The 18,535-nt window shown below is 68.6% G+C and carries 17 protein-coding genes; 9 read left to right on the plus strand and 8 right to left on the minus strand.

Features of this window, described 5'->3' with window-relative positions; translation table 11 throughout:
- Position 1 precedes the first annotated feature (1 nt).
- Positions 2-751, minus strand: coding sequence for a PDC sensor domain-containing protein (locus MA876_RS05120; protein WP_248146644.1), 750 nt, complete (start codon positions 749-751; stop codon positions 2-4).
- Positions 720-1,541, minus strand: coding sequence for a FadR/GntR family transcriptional regulator (locus tag MA876_RS05125; RefSeq protein ID WP_248146646.1), 822 nt, complete (start codon positions 1,539-1,541; stop codon positions 720-722). The genes MA876_RS05120 and MA876_RS05125 overlap by 32 nt, the downstream gene beginning before the upstream one ends.
- 118 nt (positions 1,542-1,659) lie before the next feature.
- Here MA876_RS05125 and MA876_RS05130 point away from each other — a divergent pair, with 118 nt between their 5' ends.
- The 4 genes from MA876_RS05130 (at position 1,660) to MA876_RS05145 (ending at position 5,732) form a co-directional block, all read left to right on the plus strand.
- Positions 1,660-2,694 carry an ABC transporter ATP-binding protein gene (locus MA876_RS05130; protein ID WP_248146648.1) on the plus strand — a complete coding sequence of 345 codons (1,035 nt, stop codon included), beginning with the start codon at positions 1,660-1,662 and terminating at the stop codon, positions 2,692-2,694.
- Positions 2,695-2,765: 71 nt separating this feature from the next.
- On the plus strand, positions 2,766-3,947 hold the full coding sequence (locus MA876_RS05135) for an ABC transporter substrate-binding protein (protein WP_248146649.1): 1,182 nt from the start codon (positions 2,766-2,768) through the stop codon (positions 3,945-3,947).
- A 57-nt stretch (positions 3,948-4,004) separates the two neighbouring features.
- Positions 4,005-4,922 carry an ABC transporter permease gene (locus MA876_RS05140; RefSeq protein WP_248146650.1) on the plus strand — a complete coding sequence of 306 codons (918 nt, stop codon included), beginning with the start codon at positions 4,005-4,007 and terminating at the stop codon, positions 4,920-4,922.
- Between the two features lie 9 nt (positions 4,923-4,931).
- The gene (locus MA876_RS05145; RefSeq protein WP_248146651.1) at positions 4,932-5,732 is read left to right on the plus strand and encodes an ABC transporter permease; all 801 of its coding nucleotides are present in this window, start codon (positions 4,932-4,934) and stop codon (positions 5,730-5,732) included.
- A gap of 233 nt (positions 5,733-5,965) precedes the next feature.
- Here MA876_RS05145 and MA876_RS05150 read toward each other — a convergent pair whose 3' ends face one another.
- Positions 5,966-6,721, minus strand: coding sequence for a MarR family winged helix-turn-helix transcriptional regulator (locus tag MA876_RS05150; protein WP_248146653.1), 756 nt, complete (start codon positions 6,719-6,721; stop codon positions 5,966-5,968).
- A gap of 118 nt (positions 6,722-6,839) precedes the next feature.
- Here MA876_RS05150 and MA876_RS05155 point away from each other — a divergent pair, with 118 nt between their 5' ends.
- Positions 6,840-7,370, plus strand: coding sequence for a MarR family winged helix-turn-helix transcriptional regulator (locus tag MA876_RS05155; protein ID WP_248146655.1), 531 nt, complete (start codon positions 6,840-6,842; stop codon positions 7,368-7,370).
- Here the strand turns inward: MA876_RS05155 and MA876_RS05160 are convergent.
- Positions 7,361-8,842 carry an MFS transporter gene (locus tag MA876_RS05160; protein ID WP_248147182.1) on the minus strand — a complete coding sequence of 494 codons (1,482 nt, stop codon included), beginning with the start codon at positions 8,840-8,842 and terminating at the stop codon, positions 7,361-7,363. The two genes, MA876_RS05155 and MA876_RS05160, sit on opposite strands and share 10 nt — an antisense overlap.
- A gap of 230 nt (positions 8,843-9,072) precedes the next feature.
- On the opposite strand from MA876_RS05160, the gene MA876_RS05165 reads away from it, so the two are divergent.
- A complete protein-coding gene (locus MA876_RS05165) occupies positions 9,073-9,942 on the plus strand; it encodes a MurR/RpiR family transcriptional regulator (protein WP_248146657.1) in 870 nt (289 codons plus the stop codon).
- 7 nt (positions 9,943-9,949) lie between these two features.
- Here MA876_RS05165 and MA876_RS05170 read toward each other — a convergent pair whose 3' ends face one another.
- From MA876_RS05170 to MA876_RS05185, 4 genes are read right to left on the minus strand one after another with little or no spacing between them, the layout of a single operon-like run.
- Positions 9,950-12,202, minus strand: a complete 2,253-nt coding sequence (locus tag MA876_RS05170) for an FAD-dependent oxidoreductase (RefSeq protein WP_248146659.1) — start codon at positions 12,200-12,202, stop codon at positions 9,950-9,952.
- A gap of 46 nt (positions 12,203-12,248) precedes the next feature.
- Positions 12,249-13,553 carry an extracellular solute-binding protein gene (locus tag MA876_RS05175; RefSeq protein ID WP_248146661.1) on the minus strand — a complete coding sequence of 435 codons (1,305 nt, stop codon included), beginning with the start codon at positions 13,551-13,553 and terminating at the stop codon, positions 12,249-12,251.
- 45 nt (positions 13,554-13,598) lie between these two features.
- Positions 13,599-14,528: a carbohydrate ABC transporter permease gene (locus tag MA876_RS05180; protein ID WP_248146663.1), complete on the minus strand. Its 930-nt coding sequence runs from the start codon at positions 14,526-14,528 to the stop codon at positions 13,599-13,601.
- The gene (locus tag MA876_RS05185; protein ID WP_248146664.1) at positions 14,525-15,469 is read right to left on the minus strand and encodes a carbohydrate ABC transporter permease; all 945 of its coding nucleotides are present in this window, start codon (positions 15,467-15,469) and stop codon (positions 14,525-14,527) included. Before MA876_RS05185 ends, MA876_RS05180 begins: the two co-directional genes overlap by 4 nt.
- 165 nt (positions 15,470-15,634) lie before the next feature.
- Between MA876_RS05185 and MA876_RS05190 the strand changes: the two genes are divergently transcribed.
- The 3 genes from MA876_RS05190 (at position 15,635) to dnaK (ending at position 18,535) form a co-directional block, all read left to right on the plus strand.
- Entirely contained in the window at positions 15,635-15,868 is a 234-nt protein-coding gene (locus tag MA876_RS05190; protein ID WP_248146665.1) for a twin-arginine translocase TatA/TatE family subunit, read from the plus strand.
- Between the two features lie 44 nt (positions 15,869-15,912).
- Positions 15,913-16,512 (plus strand): hypothetical protein, encoded by a 600-nt coding sequence (locus MA876_RS05195; RefSeq protein WP_248146666.1) that lies wholly within the window; start codon positions 15,913-15,915, stop codon positions 16,510-16,512.
- A gap of 151 nt (positions 16,513-16,663) precedes the next feature.
- Positions 16,664-18,535: a molecular chaperone DnaK gene (gene dnaK, locus MA876_RS05200; RefSeq protein ID WP_248146667.1), complete on the plus strand. Its 1,872-nt coding sequence runs from the start codon at positions 16,664-16,666 to the stop codon at positions 18,533-18,535.

Raw genomic sequence — 18,535 nt, forward strand, 5'->3', positions numbered from 1 at the left:
TTCAGACGCCGACGACGAGCGCGAGCGACGTGTCGCCGCACGCGAGCACGCCGGCGCCGCCGTCGAGGGGCGCGGCGCCGCCGTGCCCGAGTGAGACGAGTGCGTCGGCGAGGCCCGGGATGCGCAGGATCGAGCCGGGTTCGCGGCGCGGATCGGTCGACGCCACGACCCTGCCCGACGCGTTGACGACGGTCGCGGAGGCGTGCCCCGAGCGCAGCACCGGCAGCAGCGCACGCTCGAGTCGGTCGACGAGCGCATCGGCACCGACCACGCCCAGCATGCGACCGCCCACGATGACGGGCGTCGTGATCGTGACGGTGTAGTCGTCCGTGCAGACGTAGTCGACGTACGGCCCGGTGAGATGACGCGCACCCGTGGATGCCGGAACCCGCCACCACTCGAGCGACGTGTAGTCACGGAACTGATCGTGCGCGGGGTCGTCGATCGTCGCGAGGCGTCGCGCGTCCGCGCTCGGCCCGCCGAGCCACCATGCGAGGTGCCATTCGGCGTCGACCAGCGCTCCGGGGGTCGCGACGAAGCCGGCCCCCGTGAGCAGGGTCTCCCCGCCGACTGCGGGCACCGCGAAGGTCTCGACCAGGGGGTCCACGATGACCGCGGTGGGGGAGTCATCCATCGCGAGACGCTCCTCGAGCAGCGCGCGCCAGCCGTCGATCGTCGCGAAGATGTCGTCGATCGTGGCTGCGACGTGGGTCGCGACCTCAGCGACCGATCTCGTCACCGTCGTCGTCATGAGCTGGCCTCCTCGATCTCGGCCTCGGTGTGAATCTCCGTCGCGTCGCGTCGCGTCTGGCACGTTCGTCGACGAGCCACGCGAAGGCCCCGTCGATGTGCGCCGTCGTCGCCGCGCGCGCCGCCTGGGCGTCGGCCCGGCCGATCGCGTCGATGACCCGCGTGCGTGCGACGGCGCTGCGGTCACGGTACTCCTGATCGGCCAGGCACATCCACAGCAGCGGCCCCGCTTCGCTCTGCAGGCGGATCTCCTCGCGCACGAGCCGGGGCGACTGGCTGATCGCGGCGACCTCGAGCTGGAAGCGGCTGACGGCTCGGCGCGCGCCCCCGCCGGTCGACAGATCGGATGCCGCGGCCAGCCGCACGAGGTTCTCGACGTCGTCCGCGCTCGCGCGCTCCGCCGCCACCTCGGCGGCCATGCCGGCGATCGCTTCGACGTGCAGAGCGAGGTCGCGCAGCTCGATGCGGCTGAGATCGCCGAGACGTCGGTCGATGAGACGGGATGCGGCATCCCGATCGAACGTCACGAAGCTGCCGCCCACGCGGCCTCGGCGCGTCTCGACCAGGCCCTTGTCGCGCATGCTCTCGAGCGCTTCGCGCGCTGTGACGAGCGCGACTCCGAAGCTGCGCGACAGGTCGCTCTCGGTCGGGAGCTTCTCGCCGTCGTGCAGCACTCCGCTCACGATCGCGTCGGTCAGGCGCTGCTCGACGAGCTCCGCACGGCCGGAGCCGTCCAGCGGCGCGAAGACCACGGCGCGTGCGGCATCGACGCGCCCCGTCGCGTGCGGCATGGACACCCTCCCGATCAACCGTGACACGACCGTAACACCCGCGCCTCTCTTTTGACATATGGATCCATATGATTTAGTTGCACCGACATCGCAGGGGCACGCATTTGAAGGGCACAGTATGACCGAACTGCCGCCGGCCATCCGGCTCACGGGACTCACGAAGGAGTTCGGCGCCGTCACGGCGGTCGACCACGTCGACCTCGAGATCGGCGCGGGCGAGTTCTTCTCGATGCTCGGCCCATCGGGATCGGGCAAGACGACGGTGCTGCGCCTCATCGCGGGATTCGAGCAGCCGACCGACGGCACGATCGAGCTCTTCGGGCAGGACGTGACGAAGAAGGCCCCGTTCGATCGCGACGTCAACACCGTCTTCCAGGACTACGCCTTGTTCCCGCACATGAGCGTGCTCGACAACGTCGCCTACGGACTGCGGGTGCGCGGCATGAAGCGCGCCGAACGCCGCGAACGGGCGCTCGCCGCGCTCGCCGGGGTGCGCCTCGAGCAGATGGCGGCTCGCAAGCCCTCTCAGCTCTCGGGCGGACAGCGCCAGCGCGTCGCGCTCGCCCGGGCGACGGTCGTGCAGCCGAAGGTGCTCCTGCTCGACGAGCCGCTCGGCGCGCTCGATCTCAAGCTGCGCGAGCAGATGCAGGTCGAGCTCAAGCAGATCCAGCGCGACCTCGGCATCACGTTCATCTTCGTCACGCACGACCAGGAGGAGGCGCTGACGCTGTCCGACCGCATCGCGGTGTTCCACGACGGACGCATCGAGCAGCTCGGCACCCCTCGCGATCTGTACGAGAACCCGGCATCCACCTTCGTCGCCGACTTCGTGGGCACGTCCAACCTCTTCGGCGCGGAGCACTCGGCGGCGATCATCGGTCGTGACGGACACCACTCGATCCGGCCCGAGAAGCTGACGCTCGCGAGCGCCGCGGCGACCGCCGCGGGAGAGCGCTCGGCCCCCGGCACGATCGTCGAGTCGATCTACATCGGCAGCGGCATCCGTCGCGTCATCGACCTCGACGCCGGTCCCCGTGTCACCGTGCTCGAGCCGAACACGCGCTCGCGCGCCGTCGACGACGACCGCGGCGACCGCGTCCACGTCACGTGGCACGACGAGGACGTCGTCTCTCTGATCCCACCCGGCACCTGACCGGGCCCCAGACCGCGGGCGCTCGCCCCGGACCACAGCAGGCAAGCAATGCACACCGAGAGGACACACTCATGATGCACAAGACACGCGGAGGGCGCTCGATCGCGCTGACCGCGCTGACGATCGGCTCGATCGCCGTGCTGGCGGGCTGCGGCACCGCCGGCGGCGGCGATGCGGGCGGCGGCGACGAGGCCGAGGAGCTCGGCGACTTCGAGAGCAGCGTCTCGATCCTCGCGTGGCCCGGCTACGTCGAGGACGGCAGCAACGACCCCGCCATCGACTGGGTCTCGGGCTTCGAGGAGCTCACCGGGTGCACCGTCGAGGCCAAGACCTACGGCACGTCCGACGAAGCGGTCAACCTCATGAAGACCGGCGAGTACGACGTCGTCGCAGCGTCCGGGGATGCCACGCTCCGCCTCATCGCGGCCGGCGACGTGGCGCCCGTCAACACCGACCTCATCCCGAGTTACGCGGGGGTCTTCGACTTCCTCAAGGACAAGGAGTGGAACTCGGTCGACGGACAGTCGTACGGCGTGCCGCACGGTTACGGCGCGAACCTGCTCCTGTACAACACGGAGGTCTTCACCGAGGCGCCCACGTCGTGGGACGTCGTGTTCGACGGGGCGTCCGCCTACACCGGCAAGGTGACCGCGTACGACTCTCCGATCTACATCGCGGATGCCGCGGTGTACCTCATGACGCACCAGCCCGATCTCGGCATCCAGAACCCGTACGCCCTCGACGAGACGCAGTTCCAGGCGGCCGTCGATCTGCTCAAGGAGCAGCGCGCGCACATCGGCGAGTACTGGTCGGACTACCTGAAAGAGGTCCAGGCCTTCGAAACGGGTGACTCGGTCGTCGGCACGACGTGGCAGGTCATCCAGAACGTGCTCGCCGGCGAGGAGGCCCCGACCGAGGTCGTGCTGCCTGAAGAGGGCGCGACCGGGTGGTCGGACACGTGGATGATCGCGTCGGATGCCGCAAGCCCCAACTGCGCGTATGCGTGGCTGGACTGGATCGCGAGCCCCGAGACGAACGCCGCCGCAACCGCGTACTTCGGTGAGGCGCCCTCCAGCCAGGAGGCGTGCGACTACCGCGACGACTGCGAGGCGTACCACGCCGGAGACGCCGACTATGCGGAGCAGATCTGGTACTGGACGACGCCCATCGCGGACTGCGTCGACGGACGCACCGACGTCGAGTGCGTCGACTACGCGAAGTGGACCGAAGCCTGGTCCGAGATCAAGGGCTGACGCCCTGAACCGGGTGGGGGCGGATGCCGCCCCCACCCCCTTCCTCGGAGGAACAGCATGACCCTCACCGCCCCGCCATCGGAGCGAGCCGTCCCGGCACCGAAGGCCACGGCATCCCGTCGCCTCTCGTCGTTTCTGACGACGCACCCGCGCGCACGACTCTCGCTGCTGCTGACGGCGCCGCTGTTCTGGCTCGTCGTGGTGTACATCGTGGCGCTCGTGCTGCTGCTGGTCACGGCGTTCTGGAGCGTCGACAGCTTCACGGGTGAGATCCGCACGGACTGGACGCTCGACAACATCATCACGGTCGTCACCGGGGCGCTGTACCAGACGGTCACGCTGCGCACGTTGGGCGTCGCACTGCTCGTGACGATCATCGACGTCGCGCTGGCCCTGCCGATCGCGTTCTACATGGCGAAGGTCGCATCGCCGCGGATGCAGCGGATCCTCGTGATCGCGGTGCTCATGCCGCTGTGGGCGAGCTATCTCGTCAAGGCGTACGCATGGCGCTCGGTGCTGTCGCAGGAGGGGATCCTCGAGTGGGTCCTGGCACCCTTCGGCATGCACACGCCCGGCTACGGCCTGCCTGCGACGGTCATCACGCTGTCGTACCTGTGGCTGCCGTACGTGATCCTTCCGATCTACGCGGGACTCGAGCGGGTACCGGACTCGCTGCTCGAGGCATCCGCCGACCTCGGTGGAAAGACGTGGCGCACGATCGGGAGCGTCGTGCTGCCGCTCACTTTCCCGGCCATCATCGCGGGTACGATCTTCAGCTTCTCGCTGTCGCTGGGCGACTACATCACGGTCAACATCGTCGGCGGCGCGAATCAGATGCTGGGCAACCTCGTCTACACGAACGTGGGTGCGGCGAACAATCTGCCGCTCGCAGCGGCGATCGCCCTCATCCCGATCGTCATCATCTTCGGCTACCTCGCCCTCGTGCGCCGCACGGGTGCCCTGAACAACCTTTAAGGCGCCGCCATGCGATTGGGAACCTCCGCACGGGTCGTGCTCGGGATCGTCACGGGCGTCATCCTGCTCGTCGTCTACGTGCCATTGTTCGTCGTGCTCGTGAACTCGTTCTCGACCTCGACGTCTCTCGCGTGGCCGCCACCGGGCTTCACGCTCGAATGGTGGGGCAAGGCGTTCCAGAGCGCGGGCGCGCTCGAGGCGGTGCTCACGAGCCTTCAGGTCGCGCTCATCTCGACGGTCATCGCTCTCGTGCTCGGCACGCTCATCTCGCTCGCGCTGCAGCGGTTCGAGTTCTTCGGTCGTGATGCGATCTCGCTGCTGATCATCCTGCCGATCGCTTTGCCCGGCATCATCACGGGCATCGCGCTCAACAACTTCTTCCGCACGATCATGGGGGTTCCCCTCTCGATCTGGACGGTCGTGATCGCCCACGCGACGTTCTGCATCGTGACGGTGTTCAACAACGTGATCGCACGGCTCCGTCGGACGGGCACGAACCTCGAAGAGGCGTCGGCCGACCTCGGCGCCGGGGTCTGGACGACGTTCCGGCTCGTGACCTTCCCGCAGCTGCGGTCGGCGCTGCTCGCGGGCGGTCTGCTGGCTTTCGCCTTGAGCTTCGACGAGATCATCGTGACGACGTTCACAGCGGGATCGGGGGTGACGACGCTGCCGATCTTCATCCTCAACAACATGTTCCGCCCCAACCAGGCGCCGGTCGTGTCGGTCATCGCGGTCGTGCTCGTGATCGTCTCGATCGTGCCGATCTATCTCGCCCAGCGCCTGTCGGGCTCGGAGCAGACCCGCCGCTGACCGAGCCGGCGACACCGGCTCGCCGGTCCCGGTATGCGGGTGCCGCGGGTCTGGCGGTGCCCGCTAGTCGGGTTGTACCGATGTCTGCGGCGGTTCGGTCGGACAATGTCACCAATGTCGGAGGATTCGGCGGCGGATGCTCCGACGGCAGTGGAGATCTCCGACGATGGATGCCCAGCCCACGCACGAAGGAGGGCACCGATCTCTCAGTGCCCTCCTCGTTGTGATGCGCGTTACGCGCCGGAGCCGTCGCGTCCGCGCGCGAAGCCGGCGTCGAAGCCGCGTTCGTAGGCGCGCTCCGTGCGGCGCTCGCCGCGACCGTCGTGGTCGTGGTGGCCGTGCGGCCGCCCGCGGCGGTGGCCCTTGTGGCCGTGCGGCGCGTGGTCGTGCAGGTGGGTCGGCGCATCGCCGTGGCATCCGCGGCCGCGTGCATCCGGGCCGAAGCCCGGCACGGCGTGACCGACACCGGGTCCGAACCCGTGGCCGGGGCCGAAGGCAAAGCCCCGTCCCCGTCCGCGACCGAAGCCGAACCGGGGACCGAACCCGCGGCGCGGGTCGGCGTCGAAGTCGACGTCGTCGCCACCGAGCTCCCGGGCGATGGCCTCGAGCGAGGCAGTCATCGTGGCGTAGTCCTCGGGCGACACGGCACCCGCGACCCGCTCGCGCAGGTCGTCGACGAGTGAGCCGAGGCGCTCCTTGGCGGCGCGGCCCTCATCGGTCAGCGCCCACGTTCCGTCTGCGGTCTCCTCGACCCAACCTCGGTCCGCGAGCCCGCGGAGGCGCTTGCCCTTGCGGGCGATGCGCTCGGCCAGACCCGGGATCTCGACGTCGCCGGAGAGGACGCTCAGCAGCATCCAGTCGCGACGCGTGACGCCCTCGCCCTCGAACGCGGTGAAGAACTCTCGCGTGATGAGGCCGTCGACGGCGCGGAGCCAATAGCCCAGCGGACGGTCGGATGCTGAACTCTGTTCATCATGTGTGGTGTTCATTGTGAATCCTTTCGGGAGCGGCGCGGTGAGGCCGCTCGGGTGAAGCATGTAATAGTGCATGCATATGTAGTGTGACATGCACTCGCATTGCATGTCAAGTCACATGTAAATTGGTGGGATGCCTGAGTCCAGCGATCCGACCGATGCGATCGCCGCAGCCCTCGCGCTGCTGCGCGGACGACGCGGCCCGCGGCCACCCTGGGGTCCGCCGGGCGAGCACCCGTTCGCGCGGGGGCGCCACCACGGCGGCGACGTGCACGGCATGCGCGGCCATCACGGCGGTCCCCCCTGGGCCGCGGGCGGCCGCGGGGGCGGACCCGCGCGCCTGCGCCTGCTCGAGGCGCTGGCCGCGGCATCCACTCCCCTCTCCGTCGGCGAGATCGCGGACGCGGTCGGCGTCGATCAGCCCCGTGCGTCCCGGCTCGTGCAGCAGAGCGTCGAGGTCGGGCTCGTGCAGCGCGAAGCCGACCCCGACGACGCCCGACGAACGCGCGTCGCGCTCACCGAGCAGGGCGCCATGATCGCGCGGCGCTTCCGGGGGGAGCGAAGGGATGCCGTCGCGACGGCGCTCGAAGGGTTCACCGACGCCGAGCGCGGCGAGCTCGCACGGCTGCTCACGAAGCTCGCGGAGGCCTGGCCTCAGGACTGAATCGAGTTGCGCGGCGGAGCCTTCACGAAGAGGAGCATGACGAATCCCACCGCGAGCACGGCCGCGATACCGAGGATCCCGTACAGCGTCTGATTGGCCGCCAGGCCGATGAACAGGCCCCACAGAAGTGCGGCCATCCAGCTCGCCGCGCGCCCCGTCGTCGCATAGAGACCGAACACCTCGCCCTCCTGCCCCAGCGGAGTCACCCGTGCGAGGAACGAGCGGGACGCTGCCTGAGCGGGCCCGACGAAGAGGGCGAGGGCGATCCCCGCGGCCCAGAAGAGCCCCTTTCCGGCGGATGCGCCGAAGAAGACGATCAGGCAGCAGGCGAGGATCCCTCCGATCGCCGAGAGGATGACGACCTTCGGTCCGACCCGGTCGTCCAGTCGGCCCGCGACGATCGTGGAGACGCCCGCGACGAGGTTGAGCACGATGCCGAAGATCACGAGGTCGGTGAACCCGAACCCGAAGACGCGACCCGCGATGACCGTGCCGAACGTGAAGACGGCGGCCAGGCCGTCGCGATAGACCGCCGACGCGAGCAGGAACCACAGCGTCGGCCGGTGGTCGCGCCACAGCCGGCCGATCGATCGCACGAGCTCGACGTACCCCGCGAAGAAGCCGACCTTCTTCGCGTCGGGCGACGCGGGCGGCTCGGGGACGTTCCGGAAGATCGGAATGGAGAAGATGATCGTCCACACCGTCGCCCCGGCGGCGATGAGCTGGAACGTGATCGACTGCGTACCGTCGAGCACCCCGCCGAGGATCAGGCCGACCACGATCACGAGCGCGACGATTCCGCCGATGTAGCCGAAGCCCCACCCGAGCCCCGACACGCGGCCGACGGTCTTGGGCGTCGACACCGAGACGAGGAGCGCGTTGTAGTTCGCTCCGGCGATCTCGCCCACGACGCTGCCGAACGCGATCATCGCGACGCCGAACCAGAAGAGCGCAGGGACGCCGGACACGAACACCATGGCGAGCTGGCATGCGATGAGCAGTCCCGTGAAGATCCCGAGCATGAGCTTGCGGTGCCCCGTGGCATCCGCCCGCTGCCCGAGCACCGGTGCCAGGAGGGCGATGAGGATGCCCGCGATCATGATGCCCCAACCCAGGTTCGCATCGAGCGATCCGAGGGCGCGGCAGAACTCGGTCGTCGCGTTCGCCGCGGTGTCGCAGTCGATCTCCTCACCGTTCACGACGCCGCTGGCGGCGACGGCGGGGTCGAGGAAGAAGGGCGAGACGAGGAAGCTCGGAACCCACACGAACGTGAGGAGGACGGAGTTGAACGGCTGGGTGGCCCAGTCCCACATCGCCCACGAGAAGACGCGCTTGCGGGGGATCGGCTTCTCGGATCCGGCTTCCTGGAAGACGTCGGCGAAGGGGCGGATCGCGCCCGTGTTCGCAGCTGCAGGCGGCGCGGGCGGCGCCTTGAAGATCGGCGGCTCGGAGGAGTTCGACTCGGGTCCCATGCTCGTCACGGTAGAGCCCTTCGGTGAACTAACGGTGCATCGACTCGGCCCCAAGTCGGGAGTGCATGCGCAAGGGAAGGAGCTGCCGCGCGAATCCTTGTCGATAGGATGGGAGATCTGGTGCACCAGCAGAAAACAATGTGCTGTCACCGCCGCCGAGGAGGTCATAGACTCATGCACGACCCGCACCCCTGCGCGTCATGGTCGATCTGATCCGGGAGGCCCGCCGCGTGGAGCGCGCAGCACAGGCGAATCCGCTGCAGTCGATCCGCGACGCCCTCCCCTCGATGTCCGACGCCCGCCGCGGCGTCGCCGATGCGATCCTCGAAGATCCCGCTTTCGCCGGCTCGGCGTCCATCACGGCGCTCGCCGAGCGTGCCGGGGCGCTGCCCGCGACGATCTCGCGTCTCGCGGCGATGCTGGGCTATGCCGGCTACCCCGCGCTGCGGGCAGCGATCGCCGAAGAGAACGGCCGTGACTCGCAAGCCGGGTGGCAGAGCGACATCGGCAGCGAGATCGGCCCCGACGACCCGGCCGACGAGGTGCTCAGCGTTCTGACCGGTCGTCAGTTCGGCGCGATGCGGTCTGCCATGGCATCCATCGACCTTCCTCTCATCGAACAGCTCGCCGATCACATCGTCGCTGCTCAGCGCGTGCTGATCTTCGCGCAGTGGGGCGACCTGCCCCCGGCACGCGAGCTGCAGATGCGACTGCTGCGCATCGGCATCCCCGCGTGGTTCCACGAGGCGCCGTTCGAGGCGGGCATGGCCGCGAACCTCCTCGCCGCCGGCGACGTCGTCATCGCGATCTCGCGATCGGGCGAGAGCGAGGTCGCGGCGGAGTTCTTCGAGCGGGCACGCTCACGCGGCGCCCTCACGGCGGTCGTCACCGGCGAGCCGGACGAACCGCTCGGGCGCCTCGCCGACATCACGATCTTCACGGGGACGGGCGTCGGCCACTCATGGACGGACTACTTCGCGGGTCGCCTCAGCGATTCGCTCGCGACGGGGCTGCTGTTCGTGCTGGTCGCACAGCGCGTGCCCGAAGCCGTGCGGTCCGAACGCGAGCCGGCGCTGTACAACTCCGAGCCGCCGAGCTGACGCGCGTTCAGCCGTAGACGCGCAGCGACACGACTCGCGCGTGCGGGTCGCCGTTCGTCGCGTGCACGACGAGCCGCAGCGAACTCGCGTCCACGGGGTGCTCGAAGCCGTGCACGCGCTGGCGGCGCCGATTCTCGAACGTGCCCGCCACCGTGACCCAGCCGCCGTCGACGAGGGCCTCGACCGAGTAATCGCGCGCGAGCTCGGGGAAGACGAGGTCGGGCGTCCGGTGATGGTGGAGCGTGTTGAGCTCCACGTCGACGTCGTCGTCGAAGACGATTCGCACGCTCGCGATGCGCTGCGGTTCGTCCCAATCCAGACGCAGCCATTCGTCGTCCTCGCCGATCGCCGCAGAGACCCACAGCTGCGGCCCGCCGAACGGACGCTGGTACCCGCCGACGGCGCGCGCGGGGGCGTAGGCCTCCGTCTCGGGCTCCACGATCAGGCGGGGACCCCAGCCGCGCATCGTGTGGGCGGGCCAGAGCACGACTCGTTCGTCGCGCCCGACCGCGACGTTCGCGTCCCCGTCATCGGCCGGGGTATGCGGGAGCAGGAGCACGCCGGGCGCGACCGCGTGCGCGAGCTCGACCGCCACTGCGGGCGCCTGCCCGAGCACGACGACGACGTTCTCGGGCGTCGCGGGGCGCCAGCCGAGCGGAAGGGTCACCCACTGCGGCTCGGGTGCGCCGACGACCGCGACCGTGGTGCGCAGCTCCTCGCGCACGGGCACGGCGTTCTGCGGCCGGCCGGTCGTCCACAGCGAGACGTCGAGGTCGACGTCGTCGTGCGACAGTACGCGCACCGTGACCGTCTCGAGCGCGGGATCGACGGGGAGCAGGATGCCGAGGTCCTCGCTCAGCGTGTGGAAGCGCAGATCAGTGGAGGCCGCGGCATCCATCGACGTCAACGTCGACGACGCCGTGACGCGCGCCGTCCGCGCGAGGTCGAGAGGGTCGCTGTTCGCAACACCGAAGATCGACGCGTCCTGCCGCAGAAGGAGCTGTTGCAGCTCGTGCGCATGCTCTGTCGCGAGCGCGCGGGGGCGGACGCCGAGATCGAGAGCGAGGGATGCCGCGGTGCCCACCGCTTCGCCGGTCGTGGCACAGGTCGCCATGACGCGTGTCGCGCCGAAAGCGACGTGGCTCGCCGAGATGTCGCGGCCCGCGAGCAGGAGGTTCGCGACGTTGCGGGAGTACAGGCTGCGCAGCGGGATGCCGAAGATGCCGTCCGAGTACCGCTGGTGAGCTCCTGCGCTGGTGGCGTACATGCCCTCGACGGGATGCAGGTCGATCGACCATCCGCCGAACGCGACGGCGTCGTCGAAGACGCGCTGCTCGAGGATGTCGCGCTGGTTGAGCACGTGATCGCCGAGGAACCGGCGGTACTCCCGCTTGCCGGGCATCGTGCCGACCCACTCCAGGTCGAGCGTCTCGGCGTCGAACTTCCCGGAGTTCTTGATGTGGTCCCAGATGCCGAAGATGACCGACCGCAGCTCGTCGCGGATCGTCTCGTTGTCGTGCACGATGTCGAGCTCGCCGCCCCACTCGATCCACCAGTACTTCGCCCCGCTGTCGCCCGAGCGGATGATCCGTGACTCGGGGATCGGCGTCCGGGTGATGTCCTTCGCCGAGTCGGGCGGCACGTAGCGCACGGGCTTGCCCGCGTCCTTCGTGTAGAAGAGGATCGTCGAGCCGAGCAGCTGGTCGTCGGCGACCTCGGGGGCCCAGTCCTCGTCGTACTCGGCGCGCGCCTCGCGACCGATCCGGTGGTCCGCCCCGGCGAGGTGACCGATGAGGCCGTCGCCCGTGGCATCCACGAACAGCGGGCTCTCGAACACCGTCTCGATCTCGGAGCCCATCGTCCAGCCCGTGACAGAGCGCACGACGCGCTCGCCGTCGGAGTCGTCCGCCACGATGTCGCGGACGTCGGTGTTGAGGAAGAGCCGGATGCCGGGCTCCGCCCGCACGGCATCCAGCACGACCTCGTCCCAGTGGATGGGATTGCCCTCGGGATTGCGGTACTGGTTCTCGACGTACAGCTCGCCGATGACGCCCGTCTCGCGGGCGAACCGCTGCATGCCGTGGGCGGTGGCCCCGACCACCCACACCCTGATCTCGGACGACGAGTTGCCGCCGAGCACCGGCCGGTTGTTCACGAGGGCGACGGTCTTGCCGAGGCGGGCGGCGCTGATCGCGGCGGATACGCCGGCGAGGCCCCCTCCCACGACGGTGAGGTCGGACGTGACGGTGCGGTGCTGCATGGCTTCCTGAGGGTGATGGGGTGCGGGTGGTCGGACCGGGGGATCGTCAGCCCATGAGCTTCTGGACCTGCTGACCGGCGGTCTTCATCGCGTCCTTCGCCGACGACTGGCCGATGAGCACGGCCTGAACCTGCTCCGCGATGGCCGTCTCCATCTGCGCGTACTGGACGTACTGCCACAGGGGGCTCGGCTTCGCGTCGACCGTGATGCGGGTCGTGAAGTCGTTGACAAAGGTGTTGCCGGTGACGGCCGACGAAGCGAGGGCGTCGGTCGTCGTCGGCGGCAGCCCCAGTGCCGTGAAGTAGCTGATCTGCTGCGCGGGGTCGCTCGTGAGCCACTGCGCGAACTCGGCCGCCGTACCGGAGCCGGCACCGTCGACGACGACGACGAGGTGGCCCCACAGCACCTCCTGCGGAGTGTCGCCCTGCTTCAGCACCGGCCGCGCGATCGGCGACATGAGGTTCTCGAGCCCGGGGTAGCTCGCGGACGCGAGCACGCCCGCCCGCCCGACAGGAGCGTCGTCGTAGATCGCGGTCTTGCCCTGGCCGAACAGCGTGCGCGCGGCGGCCCGGTCGACGTCCGCGGCGATGAGTCCGTCGTCGAAGAGCTTCTTGTACCACTCGACGGCCTTGACCGAGCCTTCGTCGCCGATCGTCGTCTTGCCGTCTTCGACGATGGGCGAGCCGAAGGTCTGCATCCACACGATGATGTCTTTCAACTGCGCCGTCTTCGTGGATGCGGCGTAGGGGATCACGCCGCCGCCGAGGCCCTTGATGGCGCGCAGCGCCTCTTCGAACTCCTCGATCGTGACGGGCGGGGTCGAGTGGCCGGCCTTGGACCAGAGCTCGGTGTTGGTGACGGGACCGATCGCGGCGATCGTCCAGGGCAGGGCGTACTGCGTGCCGTCGAACTGCCCGGCGCCGAGTGCGGCGGGGGTGTAGCCACGGCCCTGCGCCTGGCCGCCGAGGTCGGCGAGCTTGCCGAGGGCGACGAGGCCGCCGAGCCATGCGACGTCGAGCTGCGCCGCGCCCGTGAACTGCCCGCCGCGCACCTGCAGCGTGAGCTGACTGAGGTAATCGTTGTACGGGTAGCTCGGCGTCTTGACCTGGATGCCGTCCTTCTTCGCGAAGGCGTCGATGGATGCCTGGAGCGGCCCCTTCGTCGCGTCCTCGGACATGCCCCACGACGCGAAGTCGAAGTTCGTGGGCTTGCCGGGCGTGGGCGTCGCGCCCGCGCCGCCGCCGCTGGTGGGACTCGCGCAGGCGGCGGCGGTGCCGGCGATGGCGAAGGCTCCGAGTCCGAGCGCCGAGAAGCGCAGGAGGTCCCGGCGGCTGATCTGCGATGACGACATTGTTTTCTCCGATCGAGTGCTGTGTTGAGGGGGATGGAAGGTCGGTCAGCCCTTGACGGCGCCGGCCGTGAGGCCGCCGACGAGATGGCGCTGGAGGAGGATGAAGGCGACGCACACGGGCACCGAGGTGATGAGCGATGCGGCCATCAGCTCGGGCCACGCGGTCGCGGCCTCGCCGATGTAGGTGTTGACGAGTCCGGGCGGAAGCGTCTGCTTCTCGGGACCCGCGAGAGTGAGCGCGAAGATGAAGTCGTTCCATCCGCGGACGAACGCGAACAGACCTGCGGCGACGAGTCCGGGGGCGGTGAGAGGCAGCACGACCGAGTGCAGCGTGCGCCAGTGGCCGGCGCCGTCGAGCTTCGCGGCCTCGATGAGGTCGTCGGGCATCGCGTCGAAGAATCCCTTCAGCATCCACACGCACAGCGGCAGCGTGAAGGTCGTGAATGAGATGACCAGCGCCTGGTACGTGTTGAGGAGCCCGAACTGGGCGAACAGCACGTAGAGCGTCACGAGCAGGAGCGCCTGCGGGAACATCTGGCTCGACAGCACGAAGTACATGAGCGACGTGCGTCCGCGGAAGCGGAACTTCGAGAAGGCGTACGCCATGTACATCGACACGACGACCGAAAGCACGGCCGTGATGACCGAGACGATGACGCTGTTGCGCAGGTACTCGAAGATGACGGGATCGCTGAAGACCGAGACGTAGTGCTCGAGCGTGAAGGTGCTCGGGAAGAACCGCGGAGGGAAGGCGAAGACATCCGCGTCGGGCGTCACCGACGTGATCACCAGCCAGTAGAGCGGGAGGAACGCGAAGAGCCCGATCACGGTGACCGTGATCCCGACGGCCCAGCGGGAGCGCCCCGCCTTCCGGCGTCGTCGCGGCTGGCTTGCGAGCACCGCGCTGAACGCGGGCTCCGCGTCGATGACGTCGTTCTCGTCGTACGGTCTGCGGTCGAGGGCTGCGGCGGTCATCTCTTCGCCTTCCTTTCTGCGCGCTGCTGTCGTTCGCCGCGCTCCGAGAACCGGACGTAGAAGACGACCATCACCATGAGCAGGAGCATCCACAGCAGTCCGATGGCGCCCGCGTGCCCGAGGTCGTAGCCCTTGAAGGCGGTGTCGTAGACCTCGGTCGCGAAGGTCTGCGTCGTGCCGGCGGGGCCGCCGCCGGTGAGGACGAAGATGAGGTCGAAGTGCTGGAAGTTCCAGATGAACTCCAGCAGGATGACGAGCCCCGCGACACCGCTGATGTGCGGCCAGGTGACGGCGAAGAAGCGACGGATGCTGCCCGCTCCGTCCATCGCGGCGGCTTCGTGCAGTTCGCCCGGCACCGTCTGCAGGGCCGCGAGGAGCATGACCATGATCCAGGGGAACGAGTTCCAGGTCTTCGCGATGACGAGCGCACCCTGCGCGGTATCGGTCTGGAAGAGCCATGCGATCGGGCTGTCGATGATCCCCAGCTGCATCAGGAGCCCGTTGAGCACGCCGTAGTTGGCGTCGAAGATCCACATCCACAGGAACGACACGACGACGCCGGGCAGCAGCCACGGAATCAGGAACATCCCGCGCATGAGGCGCTGACCCCGGAACCGCTCGTTGAGGGCCAGCGCGAGGGCGAGACCGATGAGGAACGGGAAGACGGTCGATCCCACCGTGAAGACGAGCGTCTGCCACAGGAGGCGACCGAAGTCCTCCGTCAGCACCGCGACGATGTTGTCGAACCCGACCCACTCCATGCCCGGGAACAGCAGGCTCTCGGCGAAGAACGCCGAGACGAGCGAGCGGATGAGCGGGTAGAGCACGACGCCGAGCAGCAGTGCCGTGCCGGGAAGCAGGAGCAGGCCGATGAAACGCAGTTCGCTCAGCCGGCCCGGCCGAGCCGCGGCACGCGTGCGGGGGGATTCGAGGGTCGTCATCGCTCTTCCTCTGGACGTGGGTCAGCAGTCTTTGCTGACTCCTGGAGCAGTCTGCACAAGATTTTCTCAAAAGTCCAGTCAAGAGCGCATAGGATGAAAATCAATCTTGTTACGAGGTCCGACAGTGTCGTCCGCACACACCTCGTGGCTGATCGGAGGACTTCCATGCTCGCGAACCTGACCGGCTGGCACGCCCTGCTGATCCTCGCCGTCATCCTGCTTCTGTTCGGTGCGGCCAAGCTCCCCGCGCTCGCACGCAGCGTCGGTCAGTCGGCGCGCGTGCTCAAGACCGAGATCCGCTCGGGCGACACCGAGACGGCGCAGCCCGCCGCCCCCGGCGCCCTCGCGAACGTGCAGGCCCCGGTCGACTCGGCGACGGCATCGCGCTCAACGACCTGACGCGACCCATCCTGCCGCTTCGGCGCCGCCTGTAGGCTCGCGCCATGTCGGACGACAGCAGGGCCGGGATGTCGGGGCGGTCACGCGGACCGCGCGGACCGCGCGGGCGCAGGGACCGGACTCGGGAGGAGCTCGGCCAGCTGACCGGCGACGAGAACGCGTTCGTGCTCTACTTCAAGGAACGCGTCTACGCGACGTTCACCGGCTTGGCCCTCGTTCTCGTGGTGTCGAATGCGGAGCATCCGACGCCCGAGCGGTCCTTCCTCGTCCTGGCGCTGGGCGTGCTGGGGATCACGGCGGCTGGCTTCGTCGCCGATCTCGTCTCCCATCTCGCCGTGCATCAGGACTTCCCCGACGCGGCGGGCTGGTTCGTCATGCTCCGCATCGCGGGTGGTGCGCTCGGCACCGCGGTCGTGCCGCTCATCCTGATCGGCCTCGCGTGGCTGGACGTCTGGTCGCTCGAGGTCGCGCTGCGGGTCGCGACGATCGTCTACATCGTCACGCTCGGCGTCATCGGCTGGTTCGCCGTGCGGCGCTCGAAGCTCGCCTGGTGGAAGCAGCTCATCGCCCTCGGGGTGCTCCTCGTGCTGGGGCTCGCCGTCGTCGGCCTGCAGACGCTCGCGCACTCGGTCGGCGAGCACTGATGGAAAGTTGAGCCGATTCATATCAACTTCGACTTGACACGGTTTCGCGCCCTGCCCTAGGGTTGAGTCATCGCGGCTCAAGTAGTCGCCCCTGACTTCACAGAAACCTCGGGCCGGGGCATCCGCTCCGCCCACACAGAAGGAGAAACACATGCCACGTGCAGTGGGAATCGACCTCGGAACCACCAACTCCGTCGTCAGCGTCCTCGAGGGCGGCGAGCCCAAGGTCATCGCCAACGCCGAGGGCTTCCGCACGACCCCGTCGGTCGTCGCCTACACGAAGGACGGCGAGGTGCTCGTCGGTGAGACCGCCAAGCGCCAGGCCGTGACCAACGTCGACCGCACCATCTCGTCCGTCAAGCGCCACATGGGCACCGACTGGAAGACGCAGTCGATCGACGGCAAGCAGTACACGCCGCAGGAGATCTCGGCGCGCATCCTGCAGAAGCTCAAGCGCGACGCCGAGCAGTACCTGGGCGACAGCGTCACCGACGCCGTCATCACGGTGCCCGCATACTTCAACGACGCCGAGCGCCAGGCCACGAAGGAGGCCGGTGAGATCGCGGGCCTCAACGTGCTCCGCATCATCAACGAGCCCACCGCCGCCGCCCTCGCGTACGGCCTCGACCGCGGCAAGGAGGACGAGCTGATCCTCGTCTTCGACCTCGGTGGAGGCACGTTCGACGTCTCGCTGCTCGAAGTGGGCAAGGACGACGACTTCTCGACGATCCAGGTGCGCTCGACCGCCGGTGACAACCGCCTCGGCGGCGATGACTGGGACCAGCGTCTCGTCGACTTCTTCATCAAGCAGTTCAAGGACACCACCGGTGTCGACGTCTCGGGCGACAAGATCGCGCTGCAGCGCCTCAAGGAGGCCGCGGAGCAGGCCAAGAAGGAGCTCTCGTCCTCCACGAGCACGAGCGTCAACCTGCCCTACCTGTCGCTGACCGACAGCGGCCCCGTGTCGCTGTCCGAGACGATCACGCGCGCCAAGTTCGAAGAGCTCACGAAGGACCTCCTCGACCGCACCAAGAAGCCGTTCGAGGACGTCATCCGCGAAGCCGGCATCAAGGTGGGCGACATCGACCACGTCGTGCTCGTGGGTGGATCGACCCGCATGCCCGCCGTGTCCGAGCTCGTCAAGCGCGAGGCCGGCAAGGAGCCCAACAAGGGCGTGAACCCGGACGAGGTCGTCGCCGTCGGCGCCGCCCTGCAGGCCGGCGTCCTCAAGGGCGAGCGCAAGGACGTCCTGCTCATCGACGTGACCCCCCTGAGCCTCGGCATCGAGACCAAGGGCGGCATCATGACGAAGCTCATCGAGCGCAACACCGCCATCCCGACGAAGCGCTCCGAGACCTTCACGACGGCCGACGACAACCAGCCGTCGGTCGCGATCCAGGTCTTCCAGGGTGAGCGCGACTTCACGCGCGACAACAAGCCGCTCGGGACGTTCGAGCTCACCGGCATCGCGCCGGCACCGCGTGGCATCCCGCAGGTCGAGGTCACGTTCGACATCGACGCGAACGGCATCGTCCACGTGTCGGCGAAGGACAAGGGCACCGGCAAGGAGCAGTCGATGACGATCACGGGCGGCTCGTCGCTGCCCAAGGAGGACATCGAGCGCATGGTGCGCGAGGCCGAGGAGAACGCGGCCGACGACAAGAAGCGTCGCGAGGCAGCCGAGGTCCGCAACCAGGCCGAGACCCTGTCGTACTCGATCGAGAAGCTCATCGCCGACAACGCCGACAAGCTGCCCGAAGACGTCAAGTCCGAGGTGCAGGGCGACGTGGATGCCCTCAAGACGGCGCTCGCGGGTGACGACGACGACGCGGTCAAGAACGCGTTCGACAAGCTCAACCAGAGCCAGGGCAAGCTCGGCGAGGCGATCTACGCCTCGAGCCAGGCGGCCGGCGAGCCCGGCGACCCGACGGTGACCGACCCGGGCAACGGCGAGGTGCCGAACCCCGAAGAGGACGTCATCGACGCCGAGGTCGTCGAGGACGAGGACGAGGACAAGAAGTAA

The sequence above is a fragment of the Microbacterium aoyamense genome (assembly GCF_023155855.1).
In the GTDB taxonomy this organism is placed as follows: domain Bacteria; phylum Actinomycetota; class Actinomycetes; order Actinomycetales; family Microbacteriaceae; genus Microbacterium; species Microbacterium aoyamense.